This is a genomic window from Pseudomonas sessilinigenes, from assembly GCF_003850565.1.
Classification (GTDB): Bacteria; Pseudomonadota; Gammaproteobacteria; order Pseudomonadales; family Pseudomonadaceae; genus Aquipseudomonas; species Aquipseudomonas sessilinigenes.
The window spans coordinates 986,568-1,004,345 of record NZ_CP027706.1; the positions used below are offsets into that span (position 1 = coordinate 986,568).

Below are 17,778 nucleotides of genomic sequence, written 5' to 3' on the forward strand. Positions count from 1 at the left end.
GGACCGCGTTTCGACTGGCAAGCCACGGCTTCATGCCCGATCAGCCCTCGAGCTTGCTTTTCAGCAGCTCGTTGACCTGTTGCGGGTTGGCCTTGCCCTTGGACGCCTTCATCGCCTGGCCGACGAAGAAGCCGAACATCTTGCCGCGCTTGGCTTCGTCCGCGGCGCGATATTGTTCGACCTGCTCGGCGTTGGCCGCGAGCATCTCGTCCAGCACCGCGGAGATCGCGCCGGTATCGGTGACCTGCTTGAGACCGCGCTTGTCGATGATTTCGTCGGCGCTGCCTTCACCGTTGGCCATGGCTTCGAACACGGTCTTGGCGATCTTGCCGGAGATGGTGTTGTCCTTGATGCGCAGGAGCATGCCGCCCAGTTGCTCGGCCGATACCGGTGCTTCGTCGATCTCCAGGCCCTGCTTGTTCAGCAGGCTGCCCAGCTCGACCATGACCCAGTTGGCCGCCAGCTTGGCGTCGCCGGCGATGTTGGCGACCTTCTCGAAGTAGTCCGCCTGCTCGCGGCTGGAGGCCAGCACGCTGGCATCGTAGACCGACAGGCCGAACTGCTGCTGGAAGCGCTCGCGCTTCTGCGGTGGCAGCTCTGGCAGGGTGGCGCGCACCTGGGCGAGGAAGGCGTCCTCGATGACCACTGGCAGCAGGTCCGGATCGGGGAAGTAACGGTAGTCGTTGGCTTCTTCCTTGCTGCGCATCGGACGGGTCTCGTCCTTGTTCGGATCGTACAGGCGCGTCTGCTGGATCACCTTGCCGCCGTCCTCGATCAGGTCGATCTGGCGCTGGATCTCGGAGTTGATCGCCTTCTCGATAAAGCGGAACGAGTTGACGTTCTTGATCTCGCAGCGGGTGCCGAATTCGACCTGGCCCTTGGGGCGGATCGAGACGTTGCAGTCGCAGCGCAGGGAGCCTTCGGCCATGTTGCCGTCGCAGATGCCCAGGTAGCGCACCAGGGCGTGGATCGACTTGACGTAGGCCACGGCCTCCTTGGCGCTGCGCAGGTCAGGCTCGGAAACGATTTCCAGCAGCGGCGTGCCGGCCCGGTTCAGGTCGATGCCGGAGGCACCGCTGAACTCCTCGTGCAGGCTCTTGCCGGCGTCTTCTTCCAGGTGCGCCCGGGTGATGCCGATGCGCTTGACGGTGCCGTCTTCCAGGGGGATGTCCAGGTGGCCCTTGCCGACGATCGGCAGGTCCATCTGGCTGATCTGGTAGCCCTTGGGCAGGTCCGGATAGAAGTAGTTCTTGCGGGCGAACACGTTGTGCTGGCCGATCTCGGCGTCTACCGCCAGGCCGAACATCACCGCCATGCGCACCGCTTCCTGGTTCAGCACCGGCAGTACGCCAGGCATGCCCAGGTCCACCAGGCTGGCCTGGGTGTTGGGCTCGGCACCGAAGGCGGTGGAGCTACCGGAGAAAATCTTCGATTGGGTGGTGAGCTGGGTATGAATCTCCAGCCCGATCACGACTTCCCATTGCATGTGTGTCTCCTCAGAAGCCGGTTGGGGTGCGGGTGTGCCAGTCGGTGTTCAACTGGTACTGGTGCGCAACGTTGAGCAAGCGGCCTTCCTGGAAATACGGGGCAAGCAGTTGCACGCCTACCGGCAGGCCATCGACGAAACCTGCCGGCATGGACAGGCCCGGCAGACCGGCGAGGTTGGCGGTGATGGTGTACACGTCTTCCAGGTACGCAGCGACCGGGTCGCTGTTCTTGGCGCCGAGTTTCCAGGCCGGGTTCGGCGTGGTCGGGCCGAGGATGACGTCGACTTCGTTGAAGGCATTCATGAAGTCGTTCTTCACCAGGCGACGGATCTTCTGCGCCTTGAGGTAGTAGGCGTCGTAGTAGCCGGCGGACAGCGCGTAGGCACCGACCATGATCCGGCGCTGTACTTCACTGCCGAAACCTTCGCCACGGGAGCGGGTGTACAGGTCTTCCAGGTCCTTGGGGTTCTCGCAGCGATAGCCGAAGCGCACGCCGTCGAAACGCGACAGGTTGGAGGAGGCTTCCGCCGGGGCGATCACGTAGTACGCCGGAATCGCGTGCTGCATGTTCGGCAGGCTGATTTCCTTGATGACCGCGCCGAGCTTCTCCAGCTCCTTGATACTGGCGTGGATCAGGTCGGCGATGCGCGGGTCGAGGCCGGCGCTGAAGTATTCCTTCGGTACGCCGATGCGCAGGCCCTGCAACGAGCCATTGAGGCCGGCGCTGTAGTCCGGTACCGGTTCATCGATGCTGGTGGAGTCGTTCGGGTCGAAGCCGGCCATGCCTTGCAGCAGGATCGCGCAGTCTTCGGCGGTGCGTGCCAGCGGGCCGCCCTGATCCAGGCTGGAGGCGTAGGCGATCATGCCCCAGCGGGACACACGACCATAGGTCGGCTTCAGGCCGGTGAGGTTGGTGAAGGCCGCGGGCTGGCGGATCGAGCCACCGGTGTCGGTGGCGGTGGCGGCGGGCAGCAGGCGCGCGGCCACGGCAGCGGCGGAACCACCGGACGAGCCGCCCGGTACGTGTTCCAGGTTCCACGGGTTCTTCACTGCGCCATACCAGCTCGACTCGTTGGCCGAACCCATGGCGAATTCGTCCATGTTGGTCTTGCCCAGGGTTACCGTGCCGGCGGTGGCCAGCTTGGAGACCACGGTGGCGTCGTAGGGTGCCTTGAAGTTGTCGAGCATCTTCGAGCCACAGCTGGTGCGGATGCCCTGGGTGCAGAACAGGTCCTTGTGGGCGATCGGCGCGCCCAGCAGGGCGCCGCTCTCACCGTTTGCGCGACGGGCATCGGCGGCCTTGGCCTGGGCCAGCGCGAGGTCTTCGGTGAGGCTGATGAAGCTGTTGATCTGCGGGTCGAGCTGGGCGATGCGCGCCAGCAGGGTCCGGGTCAGTTCTTCGGAGGAGAATTTCTTGTCGGCGAGTCCGCGGGCGATCTCGGCCAGGGTCATGTGGTGCATTGCAGGCTCTTTCCCTTTAGTCGATGACTTTCGGAACCAGGTACAGGCCGTTTTCGACCGCTGGCGCGATGGACTGGTAGGCCTCGCGATGATTGGACTCGGTCACAACGTCTGCGCGCAGGCGCTGGCTGGCTTCCAGGGGGTGGGCCAGGGGCTCGATACCGTCGGTATCGACTGCCTGCATTTCATCCACCAGCCCCAGAATGCTGTTCAGGGCGGAGGTGATGTGTGGAAGATCGCCTTCATTGAGCTTGATGCTGGCCAAATGAGCGATTTTTTCCACATCGGAGCGTTCAAGCGCCATGGGATTCTCCAGTGGAAAACAAAAGCGGATATCGTCCGCGTGTCAGATTGTCGGAACACTACCGCAGTTCTACGGTCTTACGGCCGCGATTGTGGGCTTTGGTGCACAGAAAAGCGGCCAATTTAACATATTGGCGCCTTGCCCAAAATCCCTGTCGTTGTTAGAGTTTGCCGCACTTTTTTACCCACGCGTTGCCTAGGGTCCCTTTCCCATGTTCAAGAAACTGCGTGGCATGTTTTCCAGTGATCTCTCCATTGACCTGGGCACTGCCAACACCCTTATTTACGTGCGCGAGCGCGGTATTGTCCTTAATGAGCCATCTGTCGTTGCCATCCGGACCCACGGTAATCAGAAAAGTGTTGTGGCGGTTGGTACCGAAGCCAAGCGCATGCTCGGTCGTACTCCGGGCAACATTGCTGCCATTCGTCCGATGAAGGACGGCGTGATCGCCGACTTCAGCGTCTGTGAAAAGATGTTGCAGTACTTCATCAACAAGGTTCATGAAAACAGCTTCCTGCAGCCCAGCCCTCGTGTGCTGATCTGCGTTCCATGCAAGTCCACCCAGGTTGAACGTCGCGCCATCCGTGAATCGGCCCTTGGCGCCGGTGCTCGCGAAGTGTTCCTGATCGAAGAGCCGATGTCCGCCGCTATCGGTGCCGGCCTGCCGGTCGAGGAAGCCCGTGGCTCGATGGTCGTGGATATCGGCGGTGGTACCACCGAGATCGCCCTGATCTCCCTGAACGGTGTGGTCTACGCCGAATCCGTACGTGTGGGCGGCGACCGTTTCGACGAAGCCATCATCACCTACGTACGCCGCAACTACGGCAGCCTGATTGGTGAATCCACCGCCGAGCGCATCAAGCAGGAAATCGGCACCGCCTACCCAGGTGGCGAAGTGCGTGAAGTCGACGTGCGCGGCCGTAACCTGGCCGAAGGCGTGCCACGTGCCTTTACCCTGAACTCCAATGAAGTGCTGGAGGCTCTGCAGGAGTCCCTGGCCGCCATCGTTCAGGCAGTGAAGAGCGCCCTGGAGCAATCGCCTCCAGAGTTGGCGTCGGATATCGCCGAGCGTGGCCTGGTGCTGACCGGTGGTGGCGCCTTGCTGCGTGACCTGGACAAGCTGCTGGCCCAGGAAACCGGCCTGCCGGTGATCGTCGCCGAAGATCCGCTGACTTGTGTTGCGCGTGGCGGTGGCCGTGCATTGGAAATGATGGACAAACACACCATGGACCTGCTCTCCAGCGAATAACTTCGCTGTTGGCATCTATGCTGTTGCGCTCACAGGCAGCACTTTGCAGTGCTGCCTGTGGCGTTTATCTTCTGTCAATCTGCATCCAGGCCGGTTCGACGCCTTATGAATAGACACAACATTTGCCTGGGAGGAGCGGCTTATTAAACCGCTTTTCGCCAAAGGCCCCTCACTGGGCGTGCGCCTGTTGGTGCTGGTCGTGTTGTCGATCACACTGATGGTGGTCGACGCGCGCTTCACGCTGCTCAAGCCGGTGCGTAGCCAGATGTCGCTGGTGCTGATGCAGTCCTACTGGATCACCGATCTGCCGCAACGGCTATGGCAAGGCGTGGCCAGCCAATTTGGCAGCCGCACCGAACTGGTCGCCGAGAACGAAAAACTCAAGACCGAGAACCTGCTGCTGCAGGGGCGCCTTCAGAAGCTTGCGGCCCTGACCGAGCAGAACGTACGCCTGCGTGAGCTGCTCAATTCCTCTGCACTGGTCAACGAGAAGGTCGAAGTGGCCGAGTTGATCGGCATGGACCCCAATCCCTTCACTCACCGCATCCTGATCAACAAGGGAGAGCGTGACGGCGTGTTCCTCGGCCAGCCGGTGCTCGACGCCCGTGGCCTGATGGGCCAGGTGGTGGAGCTGATGCCCTATACCTCGCGCGTGCTGCTGCTGACCGATACCACCCACAGCATTCCCGTCCAGGTGAACCGCAATGGCTTGCGCGCCATTGCCAGTGGTACTGGCAACCCCGAGCGCCTGGAGCTGCGCCATGTGGCTGATACCGCCGACATCAAGGAAGGCGACCTGTTGGTCAGTTCCGGCCTGGGGCAGCGTTTTCCTGCCGGGTATCCCGTGGCCACGGTCAAGGAAGTGATCCACGACTCGGGCCAGCCGTTCGCTATCGTCCGTGCAATTCCCACTGCCGCATTGAATCGCAGTCGTTACCTGCTGCTGGTTTTCAGCGACTCGCGCACCGCCGAAGAACGCGCCAATGATGCCGCCCAGGCCCAAGAGGCCCAGGACCAGCAAGGAGGCAGTACCGCCCCCGCAGCACCGGCTACGGCGCCCAAGCCTGTGGCTGCGCCAGTCGCCGCGCCGAGTGCTCAAGCAGCCCCGGCGGCCCCGGCCAAGCCTGCGTCCCATGCCCCGGCCAGGCCGGTTCATAAACCTGTGAAACCGGCCGCCGCCAAGCCGCCGGTGGCAGCACCGGCCACCACCGGAGGAAGAGAATAATGGCGGGCACGACCTATTCGAGTAATGGCTGGATCGTTTGGTTGACGTTCCTGGTGGGCATCCTGCTCAGCGTGTCGCCGATGCCTCAGTTCATGGAAATCCTGCGCCCGCTATGGCTGGCCCTGCTGCTGGCGTTCTGGACCTTGGCCCTGCCGCACAAGGTGGGGATGGCGACCGCCTGGTGCCTGGGGTTGCTCGAGGATGTGCTCTACGGAACCCTGCTGGGTCAGAACGCGCTGATCCTCACCTTGATCACCTTCCTGGTGCTGTCCTTGCAGCAGCGCCTGCGAATGTTCCCCATGTGGCAGCAGAGCCTGGTGATCCTCGTGATATTCGGCCTGGCCCAGCTGGTGCAGCTATGGCTCAGCGCCCTGACGGGCAACCGCCAGCCTACTCTGGCAGTGGTGCTCCCGGCCCTGGTCAGCGCTTTGCTGTGGCCATGGGTCAGTTTCGGCCTGCGCGGCCTGCGCCGACGTTTCAAGATCAACTGAGCCGGTCAGGCATTGGCCCGCACCTCGACAGGGAGATGTCTTGATGAATCCGCTCTACCTCGCTTCCGGTTCGCCGCGTCGGCGTGAATTGCTCACGCAGATCGGCGTGCCATTCACTGTCATTGGCGCGGACATCGACGAGACTCCGCTCGCCGATGAGTCTCCCGTTGCCTACGTCGAGCGCCTGGCCCGGGGCAAGGCCGCAGCCGGTCGCGCGTTGCTGGTCGGTCAACCCACGGCCTGCGTGCTGGGGGCCGACACTGCGGTGGTCCTGGATGGCAAGATCCTTGGCAAGCCGCTGGACCAGGCCCATGCCCTGGCGATGCTGATGGCTCTTTCAGGGCGTGAGCATGAGGTGCTGACGGCCGTTGCCTTGCTCGATGGCGAGCGTTGCCAGTCGCGAGTGGTGAGCAGCCTGGTGCGGTTCAGAACGATCGACGAACAGGAGGCGGCGCGCTACTGGGCTAGCGGCGAACCCCGGGACAAAGCTGGCGGTTATGCGATCCAGGGGCTTGCAGCGGTGTTTGTGGCAGGGCTCAATGGGAGTTACTCCGCCGTGGTCGGCTTGCCGGTATGTGAAACCGCAGAACTGCTCGGTGAATTCGGCATTTCCTGCTGGCAAGACATTCCAGCGCACTAAGGCATTCAACCCGACCCATGCGGCCCTCCATGAACACGTCCGAACGAGACCTTGCCATGAGCGAAGAGATTCTGATCAACATCACGCCGATGGAGTCACGGGTGGCGGTGGTTGAAAACGGAGTGCTGCAAGAGGTCCATGTCGAGCGCACCCAGCGCCGAGGCATCGTTGGCAACATCTATAAGGGCAAGGTGGTACGGGTCCTGCCGGGGATGCAGGCGGCCTTCGTCGACATTGGCCTGGATCGCGCGGCTTTCATCCATGCCTCGGAAATCTCCACCCGTGAAGGGACGGCGGTGGAAAGCATCAGCGCCCTGGTGCACGAAGGGCAGAGCCTGGTGGTGCAAGTCACCAAGGACCCCATCGGCACCAAGGGCGCGCGCCTGACCACCCAGCTGTCGATTCCCTCGCGCTACCTGGTGTACATGCCGCGCACCGCCCATGTCGGTATCTCGTTGAAGATCGAGGATGAAGCCGAGCGCGAACGCCTCAAGCAGGTGGTCAGCGATTGCGTGGCCCAGGAAGGTATCCAGGAGGCAGGCGGCTTCATCCTGCGCACCGCGGCCGAAGGCGCCGGAGCCGATGAAATCCTGATGGACATCCGCTACCTGCGCAGGCTGTGGGACCAGATCGGCACGCAGATCAAGACCATTGGTGCGCCCAATGTGATCTACGAGGACCTGGGCCTGGCCCTGCGTACCTTGCGCGACCTGGTGAGCCCGAAGATCGAGAAGATCCGCATCGACTCTCGCGAAACGTTCCAGAAGACCACGCAGTTCGTTGCCGAGCTGATGCCGGAGATCGCCGATCGCCTGGAGCATTATCCTGGCGAGCGCCCGATTTTCGACCTGTATGGGGTCGAGGACGAAATCCAGAAAGCCCTGGAACGCAAGGTGCCGCTCAAGTCCGGAGGCTACCTGGTGGTGGACCCGGCCGAGGCGATGACCACCATCGACGTCAACACGGGGGCCTTCGTCGGGCATCGCAATCTCGAAGAGACTATCTTCAAGACCAATCTGGAGGCGGCTACCGCCATCGCTCGGCAACTGCGCCTGCGCAACCTGGGCGGGATCATCATCATCGACTTCATCGACATGGAGGACGAGGAGCACCAGCGCCAGGTGTTGCGGACCCTGGAAAAGCAGCTGGAGCGCGATCATGCCAAGACCAACATCATTGGCATTACCGAGCTTGGGCTGGTGCAGATGACCCGCAAGCGTACTCGGGAAAGCCTGGAGCAGGTGCTCTGTGAGCCCTGCAGCAGTTGCCAGGGGCGGGGTAAGTTGAAGACTCCGGAAACCGTATGTTACGAAATATTCCGTGAAATCCTTCGCGAGGCCCGGGCATACCAGGCGGAAGGATATCGGGTGCTGGCCAATCAGAAAGTGGTTGATCGACTGCTGGACGAAGAGTCAGGCAATGTTGCGGAATTGGAGGGTTTCATCGGCCGAACCATCAGGTTCCAGGTCGAAACCATGTATTCCCAGGAACAATACGACGTGGTGCTGCTCTGATTCCGCGTGTTCTACATGATTGGAAACGGCTGGCTTCAGCTTTTTGCATGACTTTTGCCATGGGAGCCAACTGAAATGGAGCGGCTGATGCGCTTGTTCACCACACTGACCCGCTGGGGGCTGGGCCTCTGTGCGTTGGCGCTGGTGATGACAGCCCTGTATGTCAGCCTGGGGCGGGAGCTGACCCCGTTGGTGGCTGAGTACCAGGCCGAGGTCGAGACCCGGATCCAGGACGCCGTCGGCCTGCCTGTACATATCGGCAGCCTGGAAGGACGCTGGAGCGGTTTCTCGCCGATCCTGCTGGCCCATGATGTGATGGTGGGCGAGGGCGCCAATGCCCTGCGCCTGGATCGGGTGAGCGTAGTGCCGGACGTGCTTGGCAGCCTGCTGGCCCGCGATCTGCGAGTCGGTCACCTGGAACTCAGCGGGTTGAGCCTGAGCCTCAAGGAGAATCCGGACGGCCAGTGGCAGCTCGAAGGCTTGCCGACGCAGCAGGACGAGCCGATGGACCCCGGCCAGTTGCTGACCCGCCTGCAGCAAGTGGCAGAACTCTCGGTGCTGGACAGCCAGGTCACCCTGTCGCCGCAGAAGCATCCGCCCATGACCCTGACTTACGTCGGCCTGAATGTGCGCAGTGGCCCGAGTCGCCAGCGCCTGGACCTGCGGCTGACCCTGCCGGATGGCCAGCCCTTGGCCTTGAACCTGCGTAGTCGGGTCCGCGCCGATGCCTGGCGGGACGCCCAGGCTGATCTCTACCTGAGCTTGCCGCAAAGCGACTGGTCGCGTTGGCTGCCGGCTGGCCTGACCCAGCAATGGAAGCTGTCCGAACTCAAGGCGGGCGGCGAGCTCTGGCTCAGTTGGGGCCAAGGCACGGTGCAAAGCGCGACCCTGCGCCTGAATGCCCCGCAACTGACCGGCGCTTATGCCGAGCGCACTCCGGCCACCGTGAAAAACCTGGCCCTCAATGCTTACTTCCAGCGCAGCGCCGAGGGCCTGCAGGTACAACTCGATTCCCTGGCCCTGAACTTCGGGCAAACGCGCTGGGAGTCACGCTTGTTGTTGCAACAGCGCAACGCTACCGCGCAGAGCGAGGAGCTATGGCATGTCCAGGCTGACCGCCTGGACCTGACTCCCATCACCCCGATCCTCGATTCGCTGGCGCCACTGCCCGAAGGCCTGGCTACGGCCATCGATCACCTCAAGGTCACCGGTGGCTTGCGCAACGTATTGCTCGACTATCGGCCCCAGGTGACGGGCGACGAGCGCTTGAGCTTTGCCGCCAATCTCGACCGGGTGGGCTTCGATGCCTATCACGGTGCCCCCGCAGCCCGTAACGTCAGTGGCAGCATCAGCGGCAACCTGGGCAAGGGTGAGTTGCGCATGGACAGCAAGGATTTTTCCTTGCACCTGTATCCGATCTTCGCCAAGCCCTGGCAGTACATCCAAGCCAATGCCACCCTGACCTGGAAGCTCGACAAGGAAGGCTTCACCCTGATCGCGCCGTACCTGAAGGTGCTGGGCGAGGAAGGCAAGATCGCCGGCGATTTCCTGATCCGCCTGCACTTTGAGCATGACCAGGAAGACTACATGGACTTGCGGGTCGGCCTGGTGGATGGCGATGGGCGCTATACCGCCAAGTACCTGCCCCAGGTGCTCAACCCAGCGGTGGACGAGTGGCTGCGCACGGCGATCCTCAAGGGCGCGGTGGACCAGGGCTTCTTCCAGTACCAGGGATCGTTGAACCACGACGCCATCGAGGCGGCTCGCAGCATCAGCCTGTTCTTCAAGGTGCATGACGCCGAACTGGCTTTCCAGCCGGGCTGGCCCCACCTGAGCAAGGTCGATGGCGATGTGTTCATCGAAGGTAGCCGGGTGCGCATCGTCGCCAGCAAGGGGCAGTTGCTGGACACCAAGGTGCGCGACGTCTTCGTCAACATCCCCCATGTGCCGGAGGGGCAGAGCTCCCACATGTACATCGACGGCGATTTCGCCGGGGGCCTTGGCGATGGCCTGAAGATTCTCCAGGACGCGCCCATCGGTACGGGCTCGACCTTTGCCGGTTGGCAGGGCGAGGGTGACCTGCGTGGCCAGGTGGATCTGGATATTCCACTGGCCAAGGGCGAAGAGCCGAAGATCGTGGTGGATTTCAAGACCGACAAGGCCCGCCTCAAACTCAGTGAGCCAGAGCTGGAGCTGACCCAGCTCAAGGGCGATTTTCGCTTTGACAGCAGCAAGGGCCTGAGCGGCGATGGCATCAGTGCCCAGGCCTTCGAGCGGCCACTGACGGCGCAGATCTTTGCCGATGGCCGGCCTGGAAAGCCCAATACCCGGGTGGTGGCCAAGGGGCAGGTGACGGTCAAGAAACTCACCGACTGGCTCAAGGTAGGCCAGCCATTGCCGGTCTCCGGTGAGTTGCCGTTCCAGTTGCAGTTGAACCTCGATGGCGCCGATAGCCAGCTGATGGTCAGTTCCAGTCTCAAGGGCGTTGCGGTGGATTTGCCCGCGCCGTTCGGCATGCCTGCCAGTACCGGGCGCAACAGCGTGTTGCGCATGACCCTGCAAGGCGCCGAGCGCCGCTACTGGTTCAGCTATGGCGACCTGGTCGGCTTCACCTTCGCCGCGCCCAGCGGCAAGTTCGCCGAAGGCCGGGGCGAGTTGTTCCTGGGAGGCGGCGAAGCCCAGTTACCGACCGTCAAGGGCCTGCGGGTGCGGGGCGTGCTGTCCGAACTGGATGTCGAGCCCTGGAAGGCCCTGGCCGATCGCTACGCTAGCCAGGACCCGGGAGGCAGCGCCAAGCAGTTGCTCAGCAGCGCGGACTTCAAGGTCGGCAAGCTCAGTGCCTTCGGTACCACCCTGGATCAGGTCAACCTGCTGCTGACCCGCAAGCCTTCGGCATGGGAGCTGCAGATCGATAGCCAGCAGGCCAAGGGCAATGTCGGCATTCCTGACGCCAAGGCCGCGCCAATGGCCATCGACATGCAGTATGTGCGCCTGCCGGCTGTCGACCCGACGGTACAGGCCGATGAGAATGCACCCGATCCGTTGGCATCGGTGGACCCGAAGAACGTGCCGCCACTGGACATTTCCATTGTCCAGCTGTTCCAGGGGCCGGATCTGATCGGCCGTTGGGCGCTCAAGGTTCGGCCGACGCCCAAGGGCATGACGTTCAGCGGCCTGAACCTTGGCCTCAAGGGCATGCTGCTCGAGGGTGAAGGGGGCTGGGAAGGCCAGGCTGGTGCCAGCACCAGTTGGTACCGGGGCCGCATTGGCGGCAAGAACCTGGCCGATGTGCTCAAGGGCTGGGGCTTTGCACCCACGGTGACCAGTGAAGACTTCCATCTGGACGTCGATGGCCGTTGGCCCGGTTCGCCGGCTTGGGTGGGGCTCAAGCGTTTCTCCGGCAGCCTGGACGCCACGTTGAACAAGGGCCAGTTCGTCGAGGTCGAGGGCGGTGCCCAGGCATTGCGAGTGTTCGGCCTGCTCAACTTCAACTCCATTGGCCGGCGCTTGCGCCTGGACTTTTCCGATCTGTTCGGCAAGGGCCTGAGCTATGACCGGGTACGCGGAGTACTGGCGGCGAGCAATGGTGTGTATGTCACCCGCGAGCCGATCACGCTCACCGGCCCATCGAGCAACCTGGAGCTCAACGGCACACTGGACATGGTGGCCGACCGGGTAGATGCCAAGCTGCTGGTGACCCTGCCGGTGACCAACAACCTGCCGATTGCCGCACTGATCGTCGGAGCGCCGGCGGTGGGCGGGGCGTTGTTCCTGATCGACAAGCTGATCGGTGACCGCGTGGCCCGTTTCGCCAGCGTCAAGTACAACGTCAAGGGCCCGTGGAAAGAGCCGAAAATCACCTTCGACAAGCCATTTTGAGAATCCTCGTTCCATGTCCATGGAGTAGCATGGCGATCTACCCAACACGGAGTTCGCCATGTCTCTTGCGGTGATTCAAATGGTCAGCCAGAGCGATGTGCTGGCCAATCTGGCACAGGCTCGCCGCCTGTTGGAGCAAGCCGCCGCCGGTGGTGCGAAGCTGGCGGTGCTGCCGGAAAACTTCGCCGCCATGGGCCGCCGGGACATGGCGGCCATCGGTCGCGCCGAGGCGCTGGGTGAGGGGCCGATCCTGCCCTGGTTGAAACAGTCCGCCCGCGACCTCAAGTTATGGATAGTTGCCGGTACCCTGCCACTGCCGCCAAAGGATCAGCCCGAAGCCAAGTCCAATGCGTGCTCGTTGCTGGTGGATGACCAGGGGCAGGTGGTCGCGCGCTACGACAAGCTGCACCTGTTCGATGTCGATGTTGCGGACAATCGTGGGCGCTATCGCGAATCCGATGACTATGCTCATGGCAACCGGGTGGTGGTGGCGGACACGCCAGTGGGGCGCCTGGGGCTCACGGTCTGCTATGACTTGCGCTTTCCCGAGCTCTACAGCGAGCTTCGGGCTGCCGGAGCGGAGCTGATCACTGCGCCCTCGGCCTTTACCGCCGTGACCGGGGCGGCCCACTGGGAAGTATTGATTCGCGCCCGGGCCATCGAGACCCAGTGCTACTTGCTGGCGGCAGCGCAGGGCGGGGTCCATCCCGGCCCTCGCGAGACCTACGGGCATGCGGCTATCGTCGATCCCTGGGGACGGGTGTTGGCAGAGCAGGATCAGGGTGAAGGCGTGCTGCTGGCCGAGCGTGACAGCAGCGAACAGGCGTCCATCCGGACGCGGATGCCGGTGTTCAGCCACCGGCGCATTTTCTCGCAAGGCGTTCAACGGCTTGCATAAGTACGACGAATTTAAGGCCAAAGCATATGAGCGGGTTGTTGTCCTCAGTCAGTGAACACCTTCTAGCCCCTGGCGGCGTGACCATCGAAAGCCTGCAAGGCGTGCTGGGCGATCTGGCCGGTCCGGGCATCGATGCTGCCGACCTGTATTTCCAGGGGCAGATCTCCGAGTCCTGGTCCCTGGAGGACGGGATCGTCAAGGAAGGCAGCTTCAACCTCGACCAAGGGGTCGGGGTGCGCGCCCAGTCCGGTGAGAAGACCGGGTTCGCCTACAGCAATGCCATCACCCTGGAAGCCCTCGGGCAGGCGGCGCGGGCTGCGCGTTCGATTTCCCGGGCCGGGCAGAACGGCAAGGTGCAGGCTTTCAGTGCCCAGGATGTGGCGCAGCTGTATGCCCCGGACAATCCGCTGGAAGTCATCAGTCGTGCCGAGAAGGTCGAGCTGCTCAAGCGGGTGGACGCTGCGACCCGGGCCCTGGACCCACGTATCCAGCAGGTCAGCGTGAGCATGGCCGGGGTCTGGGAGCGAATCCTGGTGGCCTCCACCGATGGTGGCCTGGCGGCGGATGTACGGCCCTTGGTGCGCTTCAACGTCAGCGTCATCGTCGAGCAGAACGGCCGGCGCGAGCGCGGCGGTCATGGCGGCGGCGGGCGTACCGACTACCGCTATTTCCTCAGCGAGGACCGGGCCATGGGTTACGCTCGCGAGGCGCTGCGCCAGGCGCTGGTCAATCTGGAAGCAGTACCGGCTCCAGCCGGTACCTTGCCGGTGGTGCTGGGCTCCGGTTGGTCCGGGGTGCTATTGCACGAAGCCGTGGGGCACGGCCTGGAAGGCGACTTCAACCGCAAGGGCAGCTCGGCCTATAGCGGACGCATTGGCGAGAGGGTCGCCTCCAAACTCTGCACCATCGTCGACGACGGTACCCTGGCCGGGCGTCGTGGCTCGCTGAGCGTGGACGATGAGGGCACTCCCACCCAATGCACCACCTTGATCGAGAACGGCGTGCTCAAGGGCTATATGCAAGACAAGCTCAATGCCCGCCTGATGGGCGTGGCGCGTACCGGCAATGGTCGTCGTGAGTCTTATGCCCACTTGCCCATGCCGCGCATGACCAACACCTACATGCTGGGCGGCGAAAGCGATCCGGCGGAAATCATCGCCTCGGTGAAGAAGGGCATCTACTGCGCCAACCTGGGGGGCGGCCAGGTGGACATCACCAGCGGCAAGTTCGTGTTCTCCACCAGCGAGGCGTACCTGATCGAGGACGGCAAGATCACCGCTCCAGTCAAGGGCGCGACCTTGATCGGCAATGGTCCGGAAGCCATGAGCCGGGTGTCGATGGTGGGTAATGACCTGGCCCTGGACAGTGGCGTCGGCACCTGTGGCAAGGACGGGCAGTCCGTACCGGTAGGCGTCGGCCAGCCGACCCTGAAGATCGATGCGATCACGGTAGGCGGCACGGGGGCGTGATTGCAGGACGAGCGGCGCAGGGGCTGCGTGGGCAGCCCCTGCGCAGCAAGGCTCAGCGCAGGCCGCGCTGGGTCTCGTCCACGTCGCGGATGTACTTGAAGATCTTGCGGCTGGTAGCGGGTGGCTTGTTATGGGCCACCTCGTGCTGGGCCTGGCGGATCAGCGAGCGCAGTTGCTGGCGATCGGCCTCGGGGTATTCGCTGACGAACTTGTCCAGTACGTCATCGCCGCCGCCGATCAGGCGGTCGCGCCAACGCTCCAGGTTATGGAAGCGTTCGTTGTACTGGCGAGTGGAGGCATCGAGTTGATCGAGCAACTGCAAGATGGCGTCGATGTCCTGGTCCCGCATCAGCTTGCCAATGAACTGCAAGTGGCGTTTACGGGCGATATGGGCGACATGCTTGGGCGCCTCCGCCAGGGCCCGGCGCAAAGCGTCGGTCAATGGCAGTTTGGCCTGCAAGTCGGGCTTGAGAGTGGTAAGGCGCTCGCCGAGATCAACCAGAGCATGCAGCTCGCGTTTGACCTGGGATTTGCTTTTCTCCCCATCGAGGGAGTCGTCGTAAGAATCAACCATGGTGGCAGTCCGCAAAGAAACGCCGCCATGATAACCAGTCGAGGGCCGCTTGTCCGGCCCGGTCGCTCGCCGGCCTTAATCGAAAGCAGAATTTGAGTGGAGAACACCATGAGTGCAGCACAAAGCGTCGGCCCACAGGCTTTGCCGGCATTGCAGGAGCAGGTCGAGCAGATCATCGCCGAAGCACGACGCCAGGGAGCCAGCGCCTGTGAAGTGGCGGTATCCCTGGAGCAGGGCCTGTCGACCTCGGTGCGCCAGCGGGAAGTGGAGACGGTGGAGTTCAACCGCGACCAGGGCTTTGGCATCACCCTCTATGTGGGCCAGCGCAAGGGCTCAGCCAGTACCTCCGCCAGTGGCCCGGACGCCATCCGTGAAACCGTGGCCGCGGCCCTGGCAATTGCCAAGCACACCTCCGAAGACGAAGCCTCGGGCTTGGCCGATGCGTCCCTGATGGCCCGTGAGTTGATGGATTTCGACTTGTTCCATGCGTGGGATATCACCCCTGAGCAGGCGATCGAACAGGCCCTGGCCTGCGAAGCAGCGGCGTTCGCCGCGGATGCGCGGATCAAGAATGCCGACGGCACCACGCTGAACACTCACCAGGGCTGTCGGGTGTATGGCAACAGCCACGGTTTTATTGGTGGCTACGCGTCCACCCGCCACAGCCTGAGTTGCGTGATGATCGCCGAGGCCGACGGCCAGATGCAGCGCGACTACTGGTATGACGTCAATCGCCAGGGCCAACTGTTGGCGGACCCGGTGAGCATCGGCCAGCGTGCGGCCCAACGTGCTGCCAGCCGCCTGGGCGCCCGTCCGGTACCAACCTGCGAAGTACCGGTGCTGTTTTCTGCCGAGCTGGCTGGCGGCTTGTTCGGCAGCTTCCTGGGGGCGATTTCCGGCGGCAACCTGTATCGCAAGTCGTCGTTCCTCGAGGGCGCCCTGGGCCAGCAGTTGTTCCCGCAATGGCTGACTATCGATGAGCGCCCGCACCTGCTGCGTGCCATGGGCAGCTCGGCATTCGACGGTGATGGCCTGGCCACCTACGCCAAGCCCTTCGTCAAGGATGGCGAGCTGGTGTCCTATGTATTGGGCACTTATTCGGGACGCAAGCTGGGCATGCCAAGCACCGCCAACGCCGGTGGGGTGCACAACCTGTTCGTCACCCATGGCGATGAAGACCAGGCAGCCCTGCTGCGACGCATGGGGCGCGGGCTGTTGGTCACCGAGCTGATGGGGCAGGGCTTGAACATGGTCACTGGGGATTACTCCCGTGGCGCCGCGGGGTTCTGGGTCGAGAATGGGGAAATCCAGTTCCCGGTGCAGGAAGTGACCATTGCCGGCAACCTGCGGGATATGTTCAAGCAGATCGTGGCCGTGGGTAACGACCTGGAGCTGCGCAGCAATATCCGCACCGGCTCGGTGCTGATCGAGCGCATGACCGTCGCCGGTAGTTGATTGCGGCAAGCCTCGATAAACAAACGCCACCTTTGCAGGTGGCGTTTTTTATTCGGCCCGGCTCAGGCTATTTATATTCGATGGTGAAGGAAGCTGTGCCCTTTGCCTCACCGGGTGAAATTGAGCTGAGTGTTTGAATGTACTTTGCGGTGTAGTTGAGCTCGTATGTGTTGACTGTGGATGAGCCAACTAGAATATCCTGCCCAAACCTGATGGGGATCTGTTGGGCGTCTGATATTTGAATTCCCACGCCTTTTGCACTTGCTTGGCTTTCATCCAGCAAGATAACGCCATCCCTGCCGTTGGGGTCTTTTTTATTGGCATCGAATTTTAAGTAGACCGTGCTGATGACCGCGCTGGAGTTGGTGTTGCACTGTAAGCGGATTTTAAAGTTGCTTCCTCCGGCGGTACTGTTCACACCATTGAACGCGGACTGAGGAACTTTACCTAGTGGAACTGAAACAAATTTTGAACCATCGGGTACGCTGCATGCGGGGGTGACGATGACTGACGAGGTTCCGCCTCCCAGCATTAATCGCACAGCAACCTTGTTATCACCGTTGCCGAACTGTTCAGCATATACACCTGCCGCTAACGAGCCAGAGCCTGTCTGATTTGAAGTTTTTATTATCTCAATGCTGGTTTTTTGATCTGGTTTATATACTCGATATGTAGATGAATATATGTCAAATGGTATTGGTGAGTCTACTCCCGTAAACCAGGAAAGACGAACGCCAATTCCAGGGATATCTGTTGTGTATACATCTTGAAATCCTGGTGCTAGTCCATAACCTTTGGTTAATCTGAATGAAAATCGGCCTCCGCTACCACAGATAAATACAGTCTCGTAGGTGTCAAATGGATAGAAGTATTTTTTTAGTAAGACATCTCCTACTTTTGAATAAGGGGAGACGCTAAGTCTTCCAATGTCCATTGTTACCGTTTTCATTTTCCAGTTTTGGAATAAGTAGCAGCCCGGACTCGCATTAGCGCTAGCAGCTCCGATGAGGGTAAAAAAAAGCAATGCAATTTCTTTTGAGTATTTGATTATTAAATTACCCATTTTATTGGTGCCTTGGTGTAAATCAGATTAATGTTTTAATGGTTTTATATTGAAAAGCTAAACTCTGGT

14 protein-coding genes are annotated in these 17,778 nt (G+C 61.9%); 9 read left to right on the plus strand and 5 right to left on the minus strand.

What is annotated here, in order from left to right:
• Positions 1-40: 40 nt before the first annotated feature.
• From gatB to gatC, 3 genes are read right to left on the minus strand one after another with little or no spacing between them, the layout of a single operon-like run.
• On the minus strand, positions 41-1,486 hold the full coding sequence (gatB, locus tag C4K39_RS04430) for an Asp-tRNA(Asn)/Glu-tRNA(Gln) amidotransferase subunit GatB (RefSeq protein ID WP_068575774.1): 1,446 nt from the start codon (positions 1,484-1,486) through the stop codon (positions 41-43).
• 10 nt (positions 1,487-1,496) lie between these two features.
• Positions 1,497-2,948: an Asp-tRNA(Asn)/Glu-tRNA(Gln) amidotransferase subunit GatA gene (gene gatA, locus C4K39_RS04435; RefSeq protein WP_124345749.1), complete on the minus strand. Its 1,452-nt coding sequence runs from the start codon at positions 2,946-2,948 to the stop codon at positions 1,497-1,499.
• A gap of 16 nt (positions 2,949-2,964) precedes the next feature.
• Positions 2,965-3,252: an Asp-tRNA(Asn)/Glu-tRNA(Gln) amidotransferase subunit GatC gene (gene gatC, locus C4K39_RS04440; protein WP_022642307.1), complete on the minus strand. Its 288-nt coding sequence runs from the start codon at positions 3,250-3,252 to the stop codon at positions 2,965-2,967.
• Positions 3,253-3,463: 211 nt separating this feature from the next.
• Here gatC and mreB point away from each other — a divergent pair, with 211 nt between their 5' ends.
• From mreB to tldD, 8 genes are all read left to right on the plus strand, one after another.
• Positions 3,464-4,501: a rod shape-determining protein MreB gene (gene mreB, locus C4K39_RS04445; RefSeq protein ID WP_068575778.1), complete on the plus strand. Its 1,038-nt coding sequence runs from the start codon at positions 3,464-3,466 to the stop codon at positions 4,499-4,501.
• 142 nt (positions 4,502-4,643) lie between these two features.
• Positions 4,644-5,726, plus strand: coding sequence for a rod shape-determining protein MreC (mreC, locus tag C4K39_RS04450; RefSeq protein ID WP_124345750.1), 1,083 nt, complete (start codon positions 4,644-4,646; stop codon positions 5,724-5,726).
• The gene (gene mreD / locus C4K39_RS04455) at positions 5,726-6,217 is read left to right on the plus strand and encodes a rod shape-determining protein MreD (RefSeq protein WP_068575782.1); all 492 of its coding nucleotides are present in this window, start codon (positions 5,726-5,728) and stop codon (positions 6,215-6,217) included. Before mreC ends, mreD begins: the two co-directional genes overlap by 1 nt.
• A gap of 43 nt (positions 6,218-6,260) precedes the next feature.
• Positions 6,261-6,857 (plus strand): Maf family protein, encoded by a 597-nt coding sequence (locus C4K39_RS04460; protein WP_124345751.1) that lies wholly within the window; start codon positions 6,261-6,263, stop codon positions 6,855-6,857.
• Positions 6,858-6,913: 56 nt separating this feature from the next.
• A complete protein-coding gene (gene rng, locus C4K39_RS04465; RefSeq protein ID WP_068575787.1) occupies positions 6,914-8,371 on the plus strand; it encodes a ribonuclease G in 1,458 nt (485 codons plus the stop codon).
• 75 nt (positions 8,372-8,446) lie between these two features.
• Entirely contained in the window at positions 8,447-12,250 is a 3,804-nt protein-coding gene (locus C4K39_RS04470) for a YhdP family protein (protein ID WP_124345752.1), read from the plus strand.
• A gap of 58 nt (positions 12,251-12,308) precedes the next feature.
• On the plus strand, positions 12,309-13,148 hold the full coding sequence (locus C4K39_RS04475) for a carbon-nitrogen hydrolase family protein (protein WP_124345753.1): 840 nt from the start codon (positions 12,309-12,311) through the stop codon (positions 13,146-13,148).
• Positions 13,149-13,174: 26 nt separating this feature from the next.
• Complete coding sequence (gene tldD, locus C4K39_RS04480; protein ID WP_068575792.1) at positions 13,175-14,617, plus strand: metalloprotease TldD; 1,443 nt, start codon at positions 13,175-13,177, stop codon at positions 14,615-14,617.
• Positions 14,618-14,669: 52 nt separating this feature from the next.
• Here the strand turns inward: tldD and yjgA are convergent, their stop codons facing one another.
• Positions 14,670-15,191 carry a ribosome biogenesis factor YjgA gene (gene yjgA, locus C4K39_RS04485; RefSeq protein WP_068575794.1) on the minus strand — a complete coding sequence of 174 codons (522 nt, stop codon included), beginning with the start codon at positions 15,189-15,191 and terminating at the stop codon, positions 14,670-14,672.
• A gap of 108 nt (positions 15,192-15,299) precedes the next feature.
• Here yjgA and pmbA point away from each other — a divergent pair, with 108 nt between their 5' ends.
• A complete protein-coding gene (pmbA, locus tag C4K39_RS04490; protein WP_068575796.1) occupies positions 15,300-16,646 on the plus strand; it encodes a metalloprotease PmbA in 1,347 nt (448 codons plus the stop codon).
• A 67-nt stretch (positions 16,647-16,713) separates the two neighbouring features.
• On the opposite strand, the gene C4K39_RS04495 is transcribed toward pmbA, so the two are convergent.
• Complete coding sequence (locus C4K39_RS04495; protein WP_124345754.1) at positions 16,714-17,709, minus strand: fimbrial protein; 996 nt, start codon at positions 17,707-17,709, stop codon at positions 16,714-16,716.
• Positions 17,710-17,778: the final 69 nt, after the last annotated feature.

What these genes read in the sequence shown, in the direction of transcription:
- tldD (WP_068575792.1), top strand. Translation starts at nt 13,175, where the DNA reads ATGAGCGGGTTGTTGTCCTCAGTCAGTGAACACCTTCTAGCCCCTGGC.
- mreB (WP_068575778.1), top strand. Translation starts at nt 3,464, where the DNA reads ATGTTCAAGAAACTGCGTGGCATGTTTTCCAGTGATCTCTCCATTGAC.
- yjgA (WP_068575794.1), bottom strand. Translation starts at nt 15,191, where the DNA reads ATGGTTGATTCTTACGACGACTCCCTCGATGGGGAGAAAAGCAAATCC.
- C4K39_RS04470 (WP_124345752.1), top strand. Translation starts at nt 8,447, where the DNA reads ATGGAGCGGCTGATGCGCTTGTTCACCACACTGACCCGCTGGGGGCTG.
- rng (WP_068575787.1), top strand. Translation starts at nt 6,914, where the DNA reads ATGAGCGAAGAGATTCTGATCAACATCACGCCGATGGAGTCACGGGTG.
- gatC (WP_022642307.1), bottom strand. Translation starts at nt 3,252, where the DNA reads ATGGCGCTTGAACGCTCCGATGTGGAAAAAATCGCTCATTTGGCCAGC.
- gatB (WP_068575774.1), bottom strand. Translation starts at nt 1,486, where the DNA reads ATGCAATGGGAAGTCGTGATCGGGCTGGAGATTCATACCCAGCTCACC.
- gatA (WP_124345749.1), bottom strand. Translation starts at nt 2,948, where the DNA reads ATGCACCACATGACCCTGGCCGAGATCGCCCGCGGACTCGCCGACAAG.
- C4K39_RS04495 (WP_124345754.1), bottom strand. Translation starts at nt 17,709, where the DNA reads ATGGGTAATTTAATAATCAAATACTCAAAAGAAATTGCATTGCTTTTT.
- C4K39_RS04475 (WP_124345753.1), top strand. Translation starts at nt 12,309, where the DNA reads ATGTCTCTTGCGGTGATTCAAATGGTCAGCCAGAGCGATGTGCTGGCC.
- C4K39_RS04460 (WP_124345751.1), top strand. Translation starts at nt 6,261, where the DNA reads ATGAATCCGCTCTACCTCGCTTCCGGTTCGCCGCGTCGGCGTGAATTG.
- mreD (WP_068575782.1), top strand. Translation starts at nt 5,726, where the DNA reads ATGGCGGGCACGACCTATTCGAGTAATGGCTGGATCGTTTGGTTGACG.
- pmbA (WP_068575796.1), top strand. Translation starts at nt 15,300, where the DNA reads ATGAGTGCAGCACAAAGCGTCGGCCCACAGGCTTTGCCGGCATTGCAG.